18 protein-coding genes are annotated in these 18753 nt (G+C 64.4%); 11 read left to right on the plus strand and 7 right to left on the minus strand.

The features are described 5' to 3' along the window. Positions 1-147 precede the first annotated feature (147 nt). Positions 148-627, minus strand: a complete 480-nt coding sequence (locus LRP30_RS35020; RefSeq protein WP_249757770.1) for a MarR family transcriptional regulator — start codon at positions 625-627, stop codon at positions 148-150. Positions 628-740: 113 nt separating this feature from the next. Here LRP30_RS35020 and LRP30_RS35025 point away from each other — a divergent pair, with 113 nt between their 5' ends. Then, positions 741-1949: an ABC transporter substrate-binding protein gene (locus LRP30_RS35025; RefSeq protein WP_249757771.1), complete on the plus strand. Its 1209-nt coding sequence runs from the start codon at positions 741-743 to the stop codon at positions 1947-1949. 16 nt (positions 1950-1965) lie between these two features. Beyond that, positions 1966-3144, plus strand: a complete 1179-nt coding sequence (locus tag LRP30_RS35030) for a cytochrome P450 (RefSeq protein WP_249757772.1) — start codon at positions 1966-1968, stop codon at positions 3142-3144. Between the two features lie 27 nt (positions 3145-3171). Here the strand turns inward: LRP30_RS35030 and LRP30_RS35035 are convergent, their stop codons facing one another. Next, positions 3172-3792 carry an ABATE domain-containing protein gene (locus LRP30_RS35035; protein WP_249757773.1) on the minus strand — a complete coding sequence of 207 codons (621 nt, stop codon included), beginning with the start codon at positions 3790-3792 and terminating at the stop codon, positions 3172-3174. Positions 3793-3924: 132 nt separating this feature from the next. Here LRP30_RS35035 and LRP30_RS35040 point away from each other — a divergent pair, with 132 nt between their 5' ends. Continuing rightward, on the plus strand, positions 3925-4776 hold the full coding sequence (locus LRP30_RS35040) for an alpha/beta hydrolase (protein ID WP_249757774.1): 852 nt from the start codon (positions 3925-3927) through the stop codon (positions 4774-4776). A 14-nt stretch (positions 4777-4790) separates the two neighbouring features. After that, complete coding sequence (locus tag LRP30_RS35045) at positions 4791-5396, plus strand: TMEM175 family protein (RefSeq protein WP_249757775.1); 606 nt, start codon at positions 4791-4793, stop codon at positions 5394-5396. A 22-nt stretch (positions 5397-5418) separates the two neighbouring features. On the opposite strand, the gene LRP30_RS35050 is transcribed toward LRP30_RS35045, so the two are convergent. Beyond that, positions 5419-6138: a hypothetical protein gene (locus LRP30_RS35050; RefSeq protein WP_249757776.1), complete on the minus strand. Its 720-nt coding sequence runs from the start codon at positions 6136-6138 to the stop codon at positions 5419-5421. Between the two features lie 288 nt (positions 6139-6426). Here LRP30_RS35050 and LRP30_RS35055 point away from each other — a divergent pair, with 288 nt between their 5' ends. Further along, positions 6427-7350: an ABC transporter ATP-binding protein gene (locus LRP30_RS35055; protein WP_249757777.1), complete on the plus strand. Its 924-nt coding sequence runs from the start codon at positions 6427-6429 to the stop codon at positions 7348-7350. Next, the gene (locus tag LRP30_RS35060) at positions 7347-8108 is read left to right on the plus strand and encodes an ABC transporter permease (protein WP_091879164.1); all 762 of its coding nucleotides are present in this window, start codon (positions 7347-7349) and stop codon (positions 8106-8108) included. The genes LRP30_RS35055 and LRP30_RS35060 overlap by 4 nt, the downstream gene beginning before the upstream one ends. A gap of 106 nt (positions 8109-8214) precedes the next feature. On the opposite strand, the gene LRP30_RS35065 is transcribed toward LRP30_RS35060, so the two are convergent. After that, positions 8215-8541 carry a hypothetical protein gene (locus LRP30_RS35065; protein WP_130220097.1) on the minus strand — a complete coding sequence of 109 codons (327 nt, stop codon included), beginning with the start codon at positions 8539-8541 and terminating at the stop codon, positions 8215-8217. A gap of 280 nt (positions 8542-8821) precedes the next feature. On the opposite strand from LRP30_RS35065, the gene LRP30_RS35070 reads away from it, so the two are divergent. Together LRP30_RS35070 and LRP30_RS35075 are read left to right on the plus strand one after the other, a co-directional pair. Next, entirely contained in the window at positions 8822-9631 is an 810-nt protein-coding gene (locus LRP30_RS35070; protein WP_128944682.1) for a L,D-transpeptidase, read from the plus strand. A 124-nt stretch (positions 9632-9755) separates the two neighbouring features. Next, positions 9756-10679 (plus strand): glycerophosphodiester phosphodiesterase, encoded by a 924-nt coding sequence (locus tag LRP30_RS35075; protein ID WP_249757778.1) that lies wholly within the window; start codon positions 9756-9758, stop codon positions 10677-10679. A 113-nt stretch (positions 10680-10792) separates the two neighbouring features. Here LRP30_RS35075 and LRP30_RS35080 read toward each other — a convergent pair whose 3' ends face one another. Then, positions 10793-13072, minus strand: a complete 2280-nt coding sequence (locus LRP30_RS35080) for a fused MFS/spermidine synthase (RefSeq protein ID WP_249757779.1) — start codon at positions 13070-13072, stop codon at positions 10793-10795. Positions 13073-13304: 232 nt separating this feature from the next. Between LRP30_RS35080 and LRP30_RS35085 the strand changes: the two genes are divergently transcribed. After that, the gene (locus tag LRP30_RS35085; protein ID WP_249757780.1) at positions 13305-14915 is read left to right on the plus strand and encodes an NAD(P)/FAD-dependent oxidoreductase; all 1611 of its coding nucleotides are present in this window, start codon (positions 13305-13307) and stop codon (positions 14913-14915) included. 292 nt (positions 14916-15207) lie between these two features. Here LRP30_RS35085 and LRP30_RS35090 read toward each other — a convergent pair whose 3' ends face one another. Further along, positions 15208-15381 (minus strand): Flp family type IVb pilin, encoded by a 174-nt coding sequence (locus tag LRP30_RS35090; RefSeq protein ID WP_249761904.1) that lies wholly within the window; start codon positions 15379-15381, stop codon positions 15208-15210. 43 nt (positions 15382-15424) lie between these two features. On the opposite strand from LRP30_RS35090, the gene LRP30_RS35095 reads away from it, so the two are divergent. Beyond that, positions 15425-16312 carry a 50S ribosomal protein L11 methyltransferase gene (locus LRP30_RS35095; RefSeq protein WP_249757781.1) on the plus strand — a complete coding sequence of 296 codons (888 nt, stop codon included), beginning with the start codon at positions 15425-15427 and terminating at the stop codon, positions 16310-16312. A gap of 186 nt (positions 16313-16498) precedes the next feature. Here LRP30_RS35095 and LRP30_RS35100 read toward each other — a convergent pair whose 3' ends face one another. Then, entirely contained in the window at positions 16499-16678 is a 180-nt protein-coding gene (locus LRP30_RS35100) for a hypothetical protein (protein ID WP_128936019.1), read from the minus strand. A gap of 187 nt (positions 16679-16865) precedes the next feature. Between LRP30_RS35100 and LRP30_RS35105 the strand changes: the two genes are divergently transcribed. Continuing rightward, on the plus strand, positions 16866-18695 hold the full coding sequence (locus tag LRP30_RS35105) for an aminopeptidase P family protein (protein ID WP_249757782.1): 1830 nt from the start codon (positions 16866-16868) through the stop codon (positions 18693-18695). Positions 18696-18753: the final 58 nt, after the last annotated feature.

An 18753-nucleotide genomic window follows, 5' to 3' on the forward strand; every position in this document is an offset into this window, starting at 1 on the left:
GGCCTCCCCCGCGGGGCTTAGTGACCACCGATTGGGTGGATTTTGGGGCACGGAACCGGCTGCAGCCCTCCGAAACCCGTCGAGCTGCCGCGCCTTGGCGGGAGATGACAGCTTTGCGGCGATCGGCCTCAGATCGTCCCAGAAGGGCTAGAGCGGCAGAATCCGATTCAAGAGGTCGAGCAGCGTACGCTGCTCGGCCTCGCTGAGCGGCGCCAACATTCTTTCATTGTAGGGCTGCGTCAGCCTTGCCCCCTCGGCAATGAGCTTTGCGCCCTTTGGCGTCAGCATCAGTTCGACGGCACGGCGATCGGACTTCGAGCGGTTGCGCTTGATGAAGCCGGACGATTCGAGCTCGTTCAGATTCTTGATCAGGTTCGGCAGGCGCAGGCGGAGCACGCTGGCAAGGCTGCTGGGGGGAACCCCCGGATTGTCGCGAATGACGACGAAGATCGCATAGGTCGCGGGCGTCAAGCCCAATGCGGCAAACTCCTCGTAGAAGCCTTCGAAGAATTTCAGCTGCGCAAGGCGCAGCATAAAGCCGGGCGTCCGCCGAAGCGCGCGCAAATCGAGCGATGTCTCCGATTGCTGAGCGGACTTCGCTCCGGGTCGTAACGCTTTCGAGCTCATGATCCTCAATCCGCCGCGGCCGGCCATAAGCCAGCCGAATTGACACTCTCAAAAATAGCTATAAAATATAACTATTATTCAGCGGCACCAAGACCGCACATGGGAGGGAGACAATGGACAGCAAATTCCTGCATAAATTATGCATGTTGGCCGCGATGCTGACGGCCGCACCGGCATTCGCCCAGGACGTCGTGAAGATCGGCATCCTGAACGACCAATCGGGTCCGTTCGCGAGCTATCAGGGCATCGGCTCGGTCATCGCCGCCAAGATGGCGGTCGAGGACTATGGCGGAAAGGCCGGCGGCAAGCCTATCGAGGTCGTCGCGGCCGACCATCAGAACAAGACCGACATCGGCATCGGCATCGCCAGGCGCTGGTACGAGAACGAAGGTGTCGATGCGATCTTCGACATTCCGAACTCGTCGATCGCTCTCGCTGTCGCCGGCATGAGCGCCGAAAAGAACAAGGTCTTCGTCGGATCGGGGGCCGGAACGGTGCTCCTGACCGGCGAGAAATGCACGCCGAACACCGTGCACTGGACCTACGACACCTATGCCTATGGGCGCGGCCTCGGCAAGGCGATCGTGCAGCAGGGCGGCAAGAAGTGGTTCTTCATCACCGCCGACTATGCCTTCGGTCATGATCTGGAGAAGCAGGCGGCGGAGGCCGTGAAAGCGTCCGGCGGCGAGGTGCTCGGCAGCGTGCGGCATCCGCTCGGAACGGCCGACTACGCCTCCTTCCTGCTCCAGGCCCAGGCGTCGGGCGCGAACGTCATCGGCTTTGCCAATGCCGGGGACGACACCATCACGTCGATGAAGCAGGCCGCCGAATTCGGGCTGACCAAGGACCACAAGCTGGCCGGACTGATCCTCGGCATGAACGGCCTGCCCGCGCTCGGACTGAAATTTGCGCAGGGCGCGCAGATCATGAACCCGTTCTACTGGGATCTGAACGACGGCACGCGTGCTTTCGCGAAACGTTTCGCCGAACGCATTCCCTCGAAGGCCTATCCGAATGACATGCAGGCCGGCGTCTATGCCTCGGTCATTCACTATCTCAAAGCGGTCGACAAGGCCGGCGGCGCCAAGGACGGCAAGGCGGTGGTGGCGGCGATGAAGGAGATTCCGACCGACGATCCGCTGTTCGGCAAGGGCTACATCCGCAAGGACGGACGCAAGATCCATCCGCTCTATCTTTTGCAGGTCAAGGCTCCCGACGATTCGACCTCCGCCTGGGATCTGCTGAAGGTGGTTGCCACGGTCAAGGGCGAGGACGCGTTCCGGTCCGAGAGCGAAGGCCAGTGCCCGCTGACGATACAATAGCCGTTGGGAGCTGACCATGAGCGGCATTGCATCGAGTCCGGTTGACCCGTTTGCGCCTGACTTCCTGATCGACCCCTATCCTGCCTATGAGGCGCTGCGCGCGCTCGGGCCTGCGTTCGCGCTGGAGCGCTACGGCGTGTGGGCCATGGCAGGCTATGCCGAGGTCGAGCCGGCCCTGAAGGACTGGAAGACGTTCATCAGTGGCGAGGGCGTCGGGCTCCACGGCATGAACCCGGCACTGCCAAGGCCGCTGACGCTCCAGATCGATCCGCCCGACCACGACAAAGGCCGGCGGGTTCTCGGCCGCACCCTGTCTCCGGGCGTCGCAAGGAAGCTGCGCGAGACGTTTCAGCGGGAAGCGGAGAAGAAGGTGTCGGAGCTGATCGACAGAGGCTCGTTCGATGCCGTTACCGATCTCGCCGAAGCCTATCCCATGAAGGTCTTTCCGGATGCGATCGGCATCCGGCCGGACGGCCGTGAGAAGCTGCTGGCCTGGAGCACGTTCGTGTTCGACAGCTTTGGCCCTGAGAACGAGATGCTGGCCGCATCGCGCAAGGCAGGTCTCGCGGCCCAGAGCTGGATCATGGAATGTTGCGCGCGAGATGCGCTACGGCCCGACGGGCTCGGCATGATGATCTACCAGGCGGCCGACGAGGGTGAGATCACCGAGCACGAGGCAACGCATCTGGTGCGGCCGTTCCTCACCGCGGGGATCGACACCACCGTCAACGGCATCGGCAACACTCTGCTCGCGCTCGTCACCCATCCGGATGAATATCGCAAGCTTCACCACAGACCGGAGCTGGCGCGCAACGCCTTCGAGGAAGGCCTGCGCTACGATTCGCCGGTGCAGACGTTCTTTCGCACCACTTCGCGCGACGTCGAGATCGGCGGCGGCGTGATCCCGGCGCATCGCAAGGTGCTGCTGTTCATGGCCTCCGCCAACCGCGATCCCGCGCGCTGGGACAGACCCGATAGGTTCGACGTCGAACGGGTCGCGACCGGCCACGTCGGCTTCGGCGCCGGCATTCACGCCTGCGTCGGCCAGATGATTGCGCGTCTGGAAGGCGAATTGATCTTCAGCGAGCTCGCAAGGCGCGTGAAGACCATCGAGCTCACGGCGGAGCCGAAGCGCAGGCTCAACAATTCCCTGCGTGGCCTTGCGAGTATGCCGGTTCGCGTCGCGGCGGCCTGACTGCGTCGCATGTAGCGCCGCGATCGATCACTGCCGGCTCTTGAGCCGGCTGCGGTGTGCGGCCTGCTTGGCCCGGTTGCCGCAGATCGCCATTGTGCACCATCGCCGCGCGCGCCTCCGGGTATGGTCGGCGAACAGCATCGTGCAGTTATGACCCTCGCATGCCTTCACGTCGGAAAAATCCTCCTCGCAGACAAATTTCGCCAACGCTTCCCCGATCGGCAACAGCAGGGATTCGGGTGATCGCCAGCGCCGCATCCTGAGCAGCGCAAGACCGTCACCCTGCTCACCGTTGCGCGGCACGATCTGCCTGAACGCCTCATCGCGCTCCAGGACGCCGTTCAGCGGGCCAAGCTCATGCAACGCCTTCGCAGTGAGCGGCCGGCCGGCATGCGCCTGAACGAAACCGCGAAACCACTCGCGCAAGGCACGGGCCTGACCGGCGACCTTATCGAGCTCGCCCGGCATCGCGCGCGCCTTCAGCGCACCCAGCTCATCCGCCGGCACCAGTTTCGCCTGTGCCAGCCAGTCGACCAGACCCTCGCCATCGTCGAGCCAATCGACCGGCGTATCGACCGGTGTCGCCACCGAGTTGAGGAAATCAAGGCCGAGCGAGTCGGCGATGAACATGGCGGGCGGTCTGTCCATGAGCGGTCCCTGTCCGGTCCGAAAGCTGGGCTCTAAGTAACCTCTAAAATGTCGATTGACAAGTTACGTGACAAAGGCGGATAACCCCAAAGCATCGCTTTGAGTGGTTACGAACAGCAATGGAGACCGGCCATGACCCGGACCACCTACCGCACCGCAGTCGTCGACGGCTTCAAGGTGTTCTATCGCGAGGCCGGCGCGCCCGGCGCACCGAAGCTCCTCCTGCTGCACGGCTTCCCGAGCGCGGGACACATGTTCCGCGACCTCATCCCGCAGCTTGCAGACCGGTTTCACATCGTGGCGCCGGACCTTCCCGGTTTCGGCCAGTCCGACATGCCCGCACGCGACACCTTCCGCTACACCTTCGACAACGTCGCGCGCGTGATCGAGCGCTTCACCGAAGTGATCGGCTTCGATCGCTTCGCAATCTATGTGTTCGACTATGGCGCGCCGACGGGCTTTCGGCTGGCCCTCAGCCATCCCGAGCGGATCACGGCCATCATCTCGCAGAACGGCAACGCCTATGAGGATGGCCTCAGCGAAGGCTGGACTCCGATCAAGGCCTATTGGCAAGACCCTTCACCGGCTAATCGCGAGGCGCTGCGCACCTTGCTCACGCCGGAGGCCACGCACTGGCAGTACACGCATGGCGTTCCCGATCCGGCCGTGGTGTCGCCGGACGGCCAGAACCTCGACAATTTCTATCTCGCGCGCCCCGGCGCCGACGACGTGCAGCTCGATCTATTCGGCGACTACAAGAGCAACGTCGCGCTCTATCCGTCATTCCAAAGCTATTTCCGTACCCACAAGCCGCCGTTCCTCGCGGCCTGGGGCAAGAACGATCCCTTCTTCATCCCGCCCGGCGCCGAGGCATTCAAGCGCGACAATCCCAATGCGGTGGTGCAATTCTTCGACACTGGTCACTTTGCGCTGGAAACCCATGCGAAGGAGATCGCGGAAAGCATTCGCGCGTTCTTGAAATAACGGAAGCTGTCGCCATGGCCCATGCGAGACGATCTCCGGAACGGCTCAGCGCATTTTCGGACGGCGTGTTCGCGGTCCTGATTACGGTGCTCGTGCTGGAGCTTCGTCCGCCGGAAATCCCGACCTTTGCGGCATTGCTGGCGCTATGGCCGACGTGGCTCTCTTATGCCGTCAGTTACGTCTTCATCGCGATCGTCTGGGCCAACCATCACCATCTGATGCGCTATGCGAGCGAAGCGACGCCGCGACTGATGTGGTTCAACTTCGCGCATCTGTTCTCGGTGTCGCTGCTGCCGCTCTCCACCGCCTGGATGGCGGTGAGCGAGCTCGCACCGCAGCCGGTCGCGTTCTACGCCGCGGTGTTCTTCCTGGTGAACGCGACCTATGTCGCGCTGATCTGGGATCTTGCCGGACGAGCGCCGGACAGCGAGGTCGCGCCGCGGGAGCGCAAGATTATGCGCGTCCGCTCGATCGTGACCCTCGGCGTCTTCGCGCTCGCGGCCGCGGTCGCCCTGCGCTTCCCCGTCGCCGGGCTTGCGATGTGTTGCTGCTGCCTGATCGTCTATCTGAGGCCGGAGGCGCCGGGTGCCGAGGACGGCCGCCCGGTCGACTCTCGGTGAACCAGCACCGCGGCAGAAGTCGCTAATTCCGCGCCGGAGCCGCTGCGGCCGCCGAGCGCGCCGGCCTGGCTGTGCCGGGTTGGGCGACTGGAGCTGCCGGGGCGCGCGAGCGCATGATCGCGGCGTCGATCTCGGCGATGACGCGACGCTGGATCGCCTCGTTCTTGTCGATCGAGATATGGCCGACGCCGGTACCGCGCACGTCGACATTGTCGAGCTTGCCGCGCAGGCCAGCGGCAGCCCGCACCGGCTCGCCGGGACCGTCGCCGATATAGATGTTGATGTAGCGCTCGGCGCCGGTCGACAGCTTGGTCTTGAACACGGAGTCGAGGCCGATCGCGAGCTTTACGGGAACGCCGAGCTGGTTGAGCTTGGCGATCATGTCCGGCAGCGCGGTCGCGCCGGAGGAATGGCCGACCAGGATGATGGTCTTGAGGCGGCCGGCCTTGTAGGCGGTCGCGGCTTCATCGGCGAGCGAGGACCAGGAGACGAAATTGGCGACGGTCACCGGGATGCCCTGCGCCTGGAGCCGGGCGCCGATCGTGTCGAGCCCAAGCGAGAAGATGTTGAGCACGCCCCGGAGCAGGTAAACATGCGTGGTTGCTGTCGCGGCCTGGCTCGGCGCGGCCTTGGCGCCGGTCGGGCTGATGGCAACAACTGACAGCAGGAGCAGGGCCATCGCCCACACACGGAGGGCGGACAACTGGCTCGCGCCAGCGGTGTGACGGCCGTTCGGTCTCATCGGTGTTTTCCCTGGGGACAATACGCTTCGCGATTGGCCGGAATCGTAGCCACGGCCTGCTCGCAGACGCAACAAAGAGCCGCGTGAGCGACAATCTTAGCCGCACGCCGTGACCATCGCGCAACACTTGCCTGAAACCAGCCACCGAATGGCCGGTTTTGAGATCATTTTTCTCCGGGGAATTGCGGCCCGGTAAGGGCGTTCCTATCTCAGGGCTCCGCTGACCCGCCCTTCCCGGAGGGTTCCAGCCTCCCTCCCCCAGCCTTTGCTCTTAGCCTTGCGGCCATCATGTCCTTCATCATTTCCGTCGCCAATCTGTCGAAGACCTATGGGTCCGGCTTCAAGGCGCTCAAGAACGTCAATCTCGACATCAAGCGCGGCGAGATTTTTGCGCTGCTCGGGCCGAACGGCGCGGGCAAGACCACACTGATCTCCATCATCTGCGGCATCGCCAATCCGAGCGAGGGCCGCGTCCTCGTCGGCGGCGAAGACATCCAGACCTCCTACCGCAAGGCGCGCTCGCTGATCGGCCTCGTGCCACAGGAATTGCATACCGACGCCTTCGAGAGCGTGTGGGCGACCGTGAGCTTCTCCCGCGGCCTGTTCGGCAAGCCGAAAAATCCTGCGCACATCGAGAAGGTCCTGAAGGACCTCTCGCTCTGGGACAAGAAGGACAACAAGATCATCACGCTGTCCGGCGGCATGAAGCGCCGCGTGATGATCGCAAAAGCACTGTCGCACGAGCCGCAGATCCTGTTCCTGGACGAGCCCACCGCCGGCGTCGATGTCGAGCTGCGCAAGGGCATGTGGGAGGTGGTGCGCACCCTCCAGCAGTCCGGCGTCACCATCATCCTGACCACGCATTACATCGAGGAAGCCGAGGAGATGGCCGATCGCATCGGCGTCATCAACAAGGGCGAGATCGTGCTGGTCGAGGACAAGACGACCTTGATGCAGAAGCTCGGCAAGAAGCGGCTGACGCTGCATCTGCAGGGCAAGCTCGATGCGCTGCCGGACAGCCTGAAGCACTACAAGCTCGACCTCTGCGACAGCGGCGCGACGCTGGTCTACGACTACGATACCAAGGGCGAGCGCACCGGCATCACCAGCCTGCTCGGTGATCTCCGCACCGCCGGCATCCGCTTCAACGATCTCGACACGACGCAATCGTCGCTCGAAGACATCTTCGTCGACCTCGTGAGGACGTCATGAATCACCGCGCCATCCGCGCCATCTATCTGTTCGAAATGGCACGCACCTGGCGCACGCTGCTGCAAAGCATCGTCTCGCCTGTGGTCTCGACCTCGCTCTATTTCGTGGTGTTCGGCGCCGCGATCGGCTCGCGCATCAGCCAGGTCGAGGGCGTCAGCTACGGCACCTTCATCGTGCCGGGCCTGATCATGCTCTCGGTGCTGACGCAGAGCATCGCGAACGCCTCGTTCGGCATCTACTTCCCGAAATTCACCGGCACGATCTACGAGATCCTGTCGGCGCCGATCTCCTATTTCGAGATCGTGCTCGGCTATGTCGGCGCGGCCGCGACCAAGTCGATCATTCTCGGCCTGATCATCCTCGCCACCGCCGGGCTGTTCGTGCCGCTGCACATCCATCATCCGGTCTGGATGCTGGCCTTCCTGGTGCTGACGGCGGTGACCTTCAGCCTGTTCGGCTTCATAATCGGTATCTGGGCCGACGGCTTCGAGAAGCTGCAGATGATCCCGATGCTGGTGGTGACGCCGCTGACCTTCCTCGGCGGCAGCTTCTATTCCATCGACATGCTGCCGGCCGGCTGGCGCACGGTGGCGCTGCTCAACCCAGTCGTCTATCTGATCTCAGGCTTCCGCTGGAGCTTCTATGAGATCGCGGATGTCAGCGTGTCCGTCAGCATCGGCATGACGCTGGCGTTCCTGGTGGCCTGCCTGGTCGTGATCTGGTGGATTTTCCGCACGGGGTATCGGCTGAAGAATTGACGGAGATACGTAGCCCGGATGGAGCGTCGACGTAATCCGGGACCGTCGTAGCCTCATGCGACAGCAGCCCCGGATTGCACTGCGCTCCATCCGGGCTACGACGACATCACCGATAGCAATGGAAGCGGTGATAGCCGTCATAGTAGCCGTGGCACCGGTGGCGGTAGTGACGGTGGGGAATGCCGAGCACGCCCTCGACCGCGCCAACGGCGCCGCCGACACCGGCACCAACGACACCGCCAACCGCACCGCCTACGGGGCCGGCAATCCGGTTACCTTCATAAGAGCCTTCCTGCGCGCCGCGCACGATGCCTTGGGCGTGGCCGGCTTGCGGTAGCGACAACAGCGCGAGCAGGATGGCGGCGGCTGCGAACAGCAGGCGGACGGGTCGAGCGGCCGGCAATTGCGCGGCGGCGATACGGGCTTTGTTCATCTTCGGTCCCAAAGGATGAATGGCAGCGAGCGCTGCCCTGTGAAGGGTGGCCATGACCAACGCACCGAGCGGCCAAATGGTTGCGCCTTTGTGACGAATTGTCGGCGTTGTGAACGCAAATCCGGCTCGCGAAAATGTCAGCGCCGCCGCGAGCCACGCGGCACAAAGCGGCCTTGCTTACGCCCTGCATCGCGTTAACGATGGACGGCTAGGCCGCTGGAACGAAAGCCGGATTGCAGGCATAGTGCACGACGGGGGACGGAGAGCCGCGGCGCCTAGCATGAACAGGCCGGAGGCCAGAAGTCCGATGCGTTCGTTTTTGATTGCTTTCACATCCCTGATGCTTTTGAGCGCGGGCGCTGCGCAGGCCAAGGTCGACATCACCATCGACAAGGACAATCAGCAGATGACCGTCGCGGTCGATGGCGTCGCGCGCTATCACTGGCCGGTGTCGACCGGCATCCCCTCCCGCGAGACGCCGAACGGCGCGTTTCGCGCCTTCCGCATGGAAGAGGATCACTACTCCAAGGAATTCGACGACGCGCCGATGCCGCACGCGATCTTCTTCACCAAGATCGGGCATGCCATCCACGGCACCGACTTCGTCGGCCGGCTCGGCTCGCCGGCCTCGCATGGCTGCGTGCGGCTGTCGCGCCAGAATGCCTCGACGCTCTATGCACTGGTGCAGCAGCAGGGCGTGCTCAACACCACGGTGACGCTGACCGGCTCGGCGCAGGTGGCGCTGGCGCGCAATCCCCGCGGCCGCAACGCCAATGCGGTTGCCCGCGCGCCGCAGCCGGCCGAGGAACAGTACAGCACTGCCGGCGATCCCGTGAACCTGGCGCCGCCGGCGCAGCCCGCCCGCCGCTACATGCCGCAGGACGACAATTACATCTATCCGGCTGACGGCAGCGACACCGGCGCGCGCTATCCGGCGCCGCGCTCAGCCGGCCGCCCGCTCTATGACGCTCAGGTCTATCAGCAGCAGCAGCGCCCCTATTACGACCAGGGCTATGGCCAGCAGGGCTCCTACTATCAGCCACAGCCCCGGCAGGTTTATCAGCCGCGCGGCTATTACTACCAGAACTGAGGCAGCCGTCTTCGTCACCGCCTTCGGCGGTCGGCACGAACAATAGATTGCTATTCGAGGCACCATGCCAACACGTGCCACGACCGCACTAGCTGCGCTCTGGGTTTTGATGGCGGGAGAGGCCATGGGATTCGACCTCGAGGCGCATCGCGGCGGGCGGGCGCTGCTGCCGGAAAACACCCTGCCGGCCTTCGCCAATGCGCTGTCGATGGGCGTGGACACGCTGGAGCTCGACGTCGGTGTGACCGCGGACGGCGAAGTCGTCGTCTCGCATGAACGCGGGCTCAATCCGGATCTCGCGCGCGGCCCCGACGGGGCCTACATCACTGCGCCCGGCACCCCGTTCGTGAAACTGCGGCTCGACGAGGTCAGGACCTATGACGTCGGCCGGATCCGACCGGACAGCGCCTACGCGAGACAATTTCCCGACCAGCGCGCTGTGCCGGGAACACGCATTCCCACCTTGAGCGAACTGTTCGCACTGGTACGCAAGTCCGGCAACACCCGCGTTGGCTTCAACATCGAGACCAAGATCGATCCGAACCATCCGGACCAATCTCTCGACCCGCAAGCTTTCGTCACCAGGCTCCTCCGCCTGATCGAGGCCGAAAAGTTTTCCGACCGTGTCATGATCCAGTCGTTCGATTGGAGAACGTTGCAGCTCGTGCAACAGCAAGCACCGAAGATACCGACGGTGTACCTCACGCTCGAGCGCGGCTCAGGCCAGACCGTGGCGCTCGACAAAGCCACCAACTGGACCGCGGGCTTCAATCCGGCCGATCACAGCGGCTCGCTGCCGCGGACGATCAAGGCCGCGGGCGGCGCGGTCTGGTCGCCTTATTTTGGCGATGTGACCGCGGCGCTCATCTCGGAGGCCCGCGGACTTGGATTGGGCGTCGTGGTGTGGACGGTCAACAAGCCCGACGACATGGCGCACATGATCGAGCTTGGCGTCGACGGCATCATCTCCGATAGGCCGGACCTGTTGCGGCAGATCGCCGGCGAGAAAGGAATTGCGTTGCCGGCGGGCACGCCAGTGGAGCCTTAGAACCGACCCCGCCTTGTAGCCCGGATGGAGCGAAGCGCAATCCGGGAGCAGTGCCCGTCACGCCGAAGCGGCCCCGGATTGCGCTTCGCTCCATCCGGGCTACGAAAAGGTCCCTATTCCCCGTCCCTTAAGCGCCGATACAGCGCGCCCAGAATATTGGAATAGTCGTCGCTCCAGACCCGCACCCTGTCGTCAGCTTCGGTCTGCTCCCATGACTTCGAGGAGGCGAGCTTGCCGATGTCGGCCTCCTCCCGCGCGGAGATGACGACGTCGGTCGAGAAGATGTAATCGGAATCGCGCCCGGAATCCTCGTTGAAGACCCAGCTCGTGAGATCGTTGGCATCCGCAATGCCGACCACGACGGTCTCCAGATCGAGATGCCGATTGGAGACGTGCATCACCACGGCGCCGTGCGGGGCGAGCTTGTCCTTGTAGATCTTCATCGCCTCCTTGGTCGCAAGATGAATCGGGATCGCATCGGACGAATAGGCATCGACGATGATGAGGTCGTAGGCACCGTCGGGCTCCTTGGCAAAGGTGAGCCGCGCATCACCGATCACCGGCTTCAGATCCGGCAGGCAGCTCGAGATGTAGCGGAAATTTTTGGGGTCACGCGCCGCGTCGACCATGGACTGGTCGATTTCGAAGAATTTCCAACTCTCCCCTCGCTCGGCAGCACAGGCAAGCGTGCCGGAGCCGACACCGATCGCGGCGACCTTCAGCGGCGCGCCCTTGCGCTCGCGGATCGCGCTGACCGCCTGACCGATGCCGCCGTCCTTGTGATAGTAAGTGATCGGCTCGGGCCGGCCGGTGACCGGCGTGCCGTCATTGTTGCGGAAGCGCTCCGCACCGTGGATCGTGGTGCCGTGCATCAGTACGTGGAAATAGCCGCCGGGCGTCTCCACGATCTTGTGCACGCCGAAGAAGCTGCGCACCGTGGTGACGCGCCCCTCGTCCGCGGGATAAACCCGGATCAACGCCAGCGCGAGTGCAACGGTCGCAAATATCTTCCAGCGATCGGCATTGAACGTCAACGCCAGCAGCGCGGCGAGCACGCCGACGGCGCCGGCCACCCAGACGCGGTGGTCCTCGAACCAGATCGAGAGGCCGCCTGTCGCATAGGACGGCACAACGAGCGCCGCCGCGAGCGCGGCGAGCGCCAGCCAATACCATCGAACGAGGCCGGCGAGGCGCTCGTTAGCAGGCGGTCGACACAGCGCGGCGAGCGCAATCAGGATCGGATATTCGGCGATCCACGAAAAGGTGAACGGCGCGACGAGCCCTGCGAACAGGCCGCCAACCATGCCGCCGAACGACAGCGCGACATAAAAGCCGGTGAGATATTTGGCCGCCGGCCGCGTCCGTGCCAGTTCGCCGTGGCAGGCCATGGCGATGACGAAGAAGCACAATTGATGACCGCCGAGTGTGAGCAGCAGATTCTGCTCCCCGCCGAAAGCCAGCAGGACAACCACGCCTGCGATCGCAACAGGCTGGAGCGTCAGCATCCATTTGTGCGGCAGCAGCGGACGCGACTGGAACACGACGACCCAGGTGAGCAGATACAGCGACAGCGGCAGCACCCACAAAAGCGGCGCCGCCGCGACGTCGGTGGAGATGTGCGCGGTCACCGCGATGAGCAGGCCCGACGGCACCGCGGCCAGGAAGATCCAGCGCAGCCGCGTCACCAGACCAGGCGCCGGCGCATTCACCTCCTCCGTTCGCGCATCCGCCACCGTCAGTTGCGGCGAGCGCAACAGCAGCGTGCCGCAGGCCGCGATCAGCAGGATCAAGAGGCCATAGCCGGCGGTCCAGAACCGGTTCTGCGCGTGCAGCGTGAACATCGGCTCCAGCAGGAACGGATAGGACAGCAGCGCGAGGAAGCTGCCGATGTTGGAGGAGGCATAAAGGAAATACGGATCGTGCCCGGCGGGATGGCCGGTGCGGACGAACCAGGCCTGCAGCAGCGGATTGTTGGCGGCGAGCGCGAAGAACGGCAATCCGATCGAGACCACGAACAGGCCGAGCAGCCAGACCGCATAGCCCGAAGCGGGCGGCTCGCCGTAGGCGGAGGCGATTCCGAGCGGCAGCGTCGCGAAGGCCGCAATCAGCAGCACCAGATGCACTGCAACCGGAACGATGCGGTTTTTGACCTGCATCAACAGATGCGCATAGGCGTAACCCGCCAGCAGCAGCGACTGGAAGAAGACCATCGCCACCGACCACACCGCCGGCGAGCCGCCGAGCCGCGGCAGCACCATCTTGGTAAACAGCGGCTGCACCGAGAACAACAAGAGCGCGCTGACGAAGATCGCGGCGGTGTAGACCGTCAGCAGCAGCCGGTTGCGCGAGGCAGACGATTGCTCCGTGGCGGCAGGCTGCACGATCGAATCCATGGGAGCTCCGGCCAAAGCGTTTTCCAGCGAAGTGGGCACCGGTTCGCGCGAGGAAACGCGTCGGACAATGCCCCCGGCGGGCGCCGGACGGGCGCAATGGAGCACAAGGCGCCTGAACGGGCAATAAAGGGGCGCGTGATGTTGCAGCGAGGAATGCTTAATATACAGATGTCATTTCTGGGGCCGGTCCTTCGGGCCTTCCCAAAACGACCGTGGAACATTTGAACCCTTCATGAGCGAAACCGACGTCGTCATCATCGGCGCTGGCCATAACGGCCTCACCTGCGCTGCCTATCTCGCGATGGCGGGCCTGCGCGTGCGCGTGGTCGAGCGCCGCAAGGTGGTCGGCGGTGCGGCGGTCACAGAGGAGTTTCACCCCGGATTCCGGAATTCGGTCGCAGCCTACACCGTGAGCCTGCTCAATCCGCAGGTGATCCGCGACTTGAATCTTGCGGAACAAGGCCTGCGCATCGTCGAACGGCGCGCGCAGAATTTTCTGCCCGCGCCGGACGGCAGCTATCTCCTCACCGGCGAGGGGCGGACGAAAGATTCCGTCGCGCGGCTGAGCGCGCATGACGCCGATGCGCTCGACGGTTTCACGCGCGAGCTGGAAGAGATCGCCGACGTGCTCAGGCAATTCGTGCTGCGCGCGCCGCCGAACCTGGTTGACGGCTTTGGCACGCGCGCGATCCGTGAGGCCATGAATGCGTTAAAGACAGCCAACATCCTGCGCGGTCTCACGCTGGAGCAGAGCCGCAGCCTGCTCGACCTCTTCACCCGCTCCGCCGGCGAGATGCTGGACGAGCGTTTCGAGCACGACCTCGTAAAAGCGCTGTTCGGCTTCGATGCCATCGTCGGCAACTATGCCAGCCCCTACGCGGCGGGTTCGGCCTATGTGATGCTGCATCACGCCTTCGGCGAGGTGAACGGCAAGAAGGGCGTCTGGGGCCACGCCATCGGCGGCATGGGTGCGATCACGCAGGCCATGGCGCGCACCGCGCAGGGCCGCGGCGTCGTGATCGACACCGACGCGGGCGTGCGCGAGATCATCGTCGAGCGCGACCGCGCGGTCGGCGTCGTACTGGAGAACGGCACGGCCATCCGCGCCAAATATGTCGCAGCCAACGTCAATCCGAAGCTGCTCTATACGCGGCTGATCGCGGCCGACGCCCTGCCCCACGAGTTCCTCGCGCGCATCCGGCACTGGAAGAACGGCTCCGGCACCTTCCGCATGAACGTGGCGCTGGACCGCCTGCCCTCCTTCACGGCGCTGCCCGGTGACGGCGATCATCTCACCTCGGGCATCATCCTGGCACCGAGCCTCGGCTACATGGACCGCGCGTATCTCGATGCGCGCGCGCAGGGCTGGAGCCGAGAGCCCGTCGTCGAAATGCTGATCCCCTCGACGCTCGACGACACGCTGGCGCCCGAAGGCAAACACGTCGCGAGCTTGTTCTGCCAGCACGTCGCGCCGGAGCTTCCCGATGGAAAGTCGTGGGACGACCATCGCGAGGAGGTCGCCGATCTCATGATCGCGACGGTGGACAAATATGCCCCGGGCTTTGCGGCGAGCGTGCTCGGCCGCCAGATCCTCTCGCCGCTCGATCTCGAACGGCAGTTCGGCCTTTTGGGTGGAGATATCTTCCACGGCGCGCTGACGCTGAACCAGCTGTTCTCGGCGCGGCCGATGCTGGGCCATGCCGACTATCGCGGCCCGCTGAAGGGTCTCTACCATTGCGGCTCCGGCGCCCATCCCGGCGGCGGCGTCACCGGTGCTCCGGGCCACAACGCCGCACAGGCGATTCTGAGGGATCACCGATCGCTGTTCGGAAGCCGTGGGTAGGTCTGTGGATGAGCTGTGGACAGGCTGTCGAGAGATATGTGGTCAGGACGAGGATGCCCACGGACGGGCGAGCGGGACAGGCCTGAGGAAAGGCAGTGGAGAACCAAGGGGCAATCGCGGGAAGAGTCCGTGGATAGCCGTCGTACAAGCTGCGGACAACCTGTGGAGACCGCTTGAGAATCACGCCTAGCAAAAATGACCTCGCCGGCCAGGAGGCAATCCCCTTCGCGGGCGGTGGGTCAAAAACAGCTTATGAAGAAAGTGGCCCCGGCTGGGAGATGGGAGGCGGAAATTACTTCAAAGAGGTGCTAATCGAACCGAACTTCTGGTTCATCGTGCTGCACGGGCTGTTCACCACGGTGATGATCGCGAGCGCGATGCCGGCTGCGATCAGACCGTATTCAATCGCAGTTGCACCGGACTCGTCCGACCAGGATCTGCGAATCGCGACTAAATGCTGAAAAATTGAGAACAAAAGTTCCAAAAATTGAACCCGACGGAACCCTAGGATGCAGCCCTCCCCTACCCATCGCGCCAGCTTCTCGATCGGCAGCGAGGCCGCCGCCAGGCCTGTCGTCGACGTGCTCACCGAGGTGTTTTTCGAGGGGGATGCAGCGGTCGCCGCCTTCGAGCGGCCGGACGGCCAATGGGACGTCACGCTGCATTTTGCCGCCGCGCCGGACCAGGCATGGCTGCGCGAACTCGTTGCAACTTCAGCAGGAAACGAGATCGCGGAGACGCTCGCCTTCGATATCGTCGAGGCCAAGGACTGGGTCAAAGCGAGCCTGGAAGACCTTGTGCCGGTCCCGGCCGGCCGTTTCGTCGTGCACGGCAGCCATGACCGCGACCGGGTGGCGGCGAACAAGCTCAAGATCGAGATCGAGGCGGCGCTTGCCTTCGGCACTGGCCACCACGGCACCACCCGCGGCTGTTTACTGCTGCTTGACCATGTCCTGAAAAGCGCGCGGCCGCGGCGCGTGCTCGACCTCGGCACCGGGACCGGCGTGCTGGCGATCGCGGCAGCCAAGGCGTTGCATCGCGCAGTGCTTGCCTCCGACATCGATCCGCCCTCGGTGCGGGTGGCGACCGAGAACGCCGCGCTGAATGACGTTGGTAACCATGTGCGGGTGATCCGTGCCACCGGCTTCGCCGCACCGGATTTTGGCAAATGCGGTCCGTTCGACCTGGTGTTGGCCAACATCCTTGCCAATCCATTGCGGCAATTGGCGAGCCCGATGGCGCGGCATCTCGCGCCCGGCGGGCGCCTCATCCTCTCCGGCCTGTTGACGCATCAGGCCCCCGCCGTGATCGCCGCCTACCGCGCGCGCGGTCTCGTGCCGCTGCGGCAATTGCGGATCGAGGGATGGAGCAGTTTGTTGCTGCGGAAGATGGGGTGAGTGCACCCGCGATGGCGCTGCGCTCCCTCGCCCCGCTTGCGGGGAGAGGGTTGGGGTGAGGGGGAGTCTCCGCGGGGACGGTGAGAGTTGGACTCGCGGAGAGTCCCCCTCACCCGGATCGCATCTCTGATGCGATCCGACCTCCCCCCGCAAGCGGGGCGAGGTGAAGTCGAGCGGTTCGCCGCGCTACTCCGCCGGCTTCTCGTCCTTGCGCATCGTGCGCTCATCCCGCAACGTCCGCCTCGCGCGGCGCTCGGCGAAACGATCGATCATCTGGCTGATGAGGCCGCGCGGCTTCTTCGGTGTCGCCACAGTCGGGGCGCGACGCACCGGCGGCGAAATCTTCTCAAATGTGAACGATGCCATCGTGTGTCCCCTCGCCGTTGAGATGAACCACTTGCTCGAATTTCCCTGTTGTCCGGACGAAGCGCAACTGCCGCACCCTTTACTCCACTCCATTCGAATGGAACTATTTCAAGCACAGTCCATGCCAGATGCGACGCAAATGCGTCTAGATTGCGGACTGATCCCCATGATCCTAAAGTGATCCACCATGTTCGAAGCGCACTTCCAGACATTCGAGGAGCCTGAGGCCGGCGTCGCATTGGCGGCGCGCCTTGCTGCACTCCGCGAAGAACTCGCCCGCCGCAAGCTGACCGGATTCGTGATCCCCCGCGCCGACCAGCAGCAGAATGAGTATGTGCCGCCGTCGGAAGAGCGGCTCGCCTGGCTGACCGGCTTCACTGGATCGGCCGGATTGGCGGTGGTCCTGACCCAGGAGGCCGCGATCTTCGTCGACGGCCGCTACACGCTGCAGGCTGCCAAGCAGGTCGATGTGAAGGCTTGGGCAGTGGAATCGCTGATCGATCCGCCGCCGGAGAACTGGGTGTCGGCGCACTTGAAGCCCGGCGACCGCCTCGGATTTGATCCGTGGCTGCACACTTCTTCAGCAGCCGAGCGGTTGTCCGCCGCCTGCGCCAAGGCCGGCGCTGAGCTGGTTGCGGTCGACAGCAATCCGGTCGACGCGATCTGGCACGATCGACCGCAGCCTCCCCTCGCGCCGGTGACCGTGCACGGAATGCAACATGCCGGCCTCACTGAAGCCGACAAGCTGACACAGATCAGAGGCGAAATCGCCAAGCTCGGCGTCGATGCGCTGGTGGTGTCGGACAGCCATGCCGTGGCCTGGACCTTCAACATCCGTGGCGCCGACGTCGCGCATACGCCGTTGCCGCTGTCCTATGCGCTGGTGCCGAAGGACGGACGGCCGACGATCTTCATCGACCACCGCAAGCTCTCCAACCTCACGCGCGACCATCTCGAACAGTCCGCCGATGTGCGCGAGCCAGATGCGATGGCGCCGACGCTGATGGCACTGTCCAAGAGCGGCGCCGCAATCGCGCTCGACAATGCCACGGCGGCCGACGCGCTCAGCCGGCTGATTGCAGGCGCTGGCGGCAAGCCGGTGCGCGGCAGCGACCCGATTGCGCTGCTCAAGGCGGTGAAGAACGCGACCGAGATCAAGGGCACGAAGACCGCACATGTGCGCGACGCCGTGGCGCTGGCGCGCTTCCTCGCATGGATCGATCGCGAGGCGGGAAGCGGCAAGCTCACCGAGATCGACGCCGTCGAGGCACTGGAGACGTTCCGCCGCGACACCGGCGCGCTGAAGGACGTTTCGTTCCCGACCATCTCGGGCACCGGTCCGAACGGCGCCATCGTGCACTACCGCGTCACCCGCAAGAGCAACCGGCGGATCGCACCCGGCGACCTGCTGCTGATCGATTCCGGCGCGCAATATGAAGACGGCACCACCGACGTCACCCGCACCATGGCCGTGGGCGAGCCGACGGAGGAGATGCGCGACCGCTTCACCCGCGTGCTGCGCGGCCATATCGCGATTGCGCGCGCGGTCTTCCCCGACGGCACCACCGGCGCGCAGCTCGACACGCTGGCGCGGCAATATCTCTGGGTCGCCGGCGTCGATTTCGAGCACGGCACCGGCCACGGCGTCGGCAGCTATCTCTCGGTGCATGAGGGGCCGGCGCGGATCTCGAAGCTCGGCACCACGCCGCTCAAGCGCGGCATGATCCTGTCCAACGAGCCCGGCTACTACAAGACCGATGGCTTCGGCATCCGCATCGAGAACCTCGAGCTGGTGGTCGCTCTCGACATTAACGGTGCCGAGAAGCCGATGAATGCGTTCGAGACGCTGACGCTGGCACCGATCGACCGCCGGCTGATCGATGTGGCGATGCTGAGCCGCGATGAGCTCGACTGGCTCAATGCGTACCATGCGCGGGTCAGGGCCGAGGTGCGGCCGGCGCTTGATGAAGCGACGAAGGCCTGGCTCGATCAGGCAACGGCGGAGCTGAAGCCGTAAGTTCGGTGCGCATGGCGCTAGGCGATTTGCGCAACGCTGCCTGCTCCACTACAGCCGT

This window comes from Bradyrhizobium sp. C-145 (assembly GCF_023375135.1).
Taxonomy (GTDB): Bacteria; Pseudomonadota; Alphaproteobacteria; order Rhizobiales; family Xanthobacteraceae; genus Bradyrhizobium; species Bradyrhizobium zhanjiangense.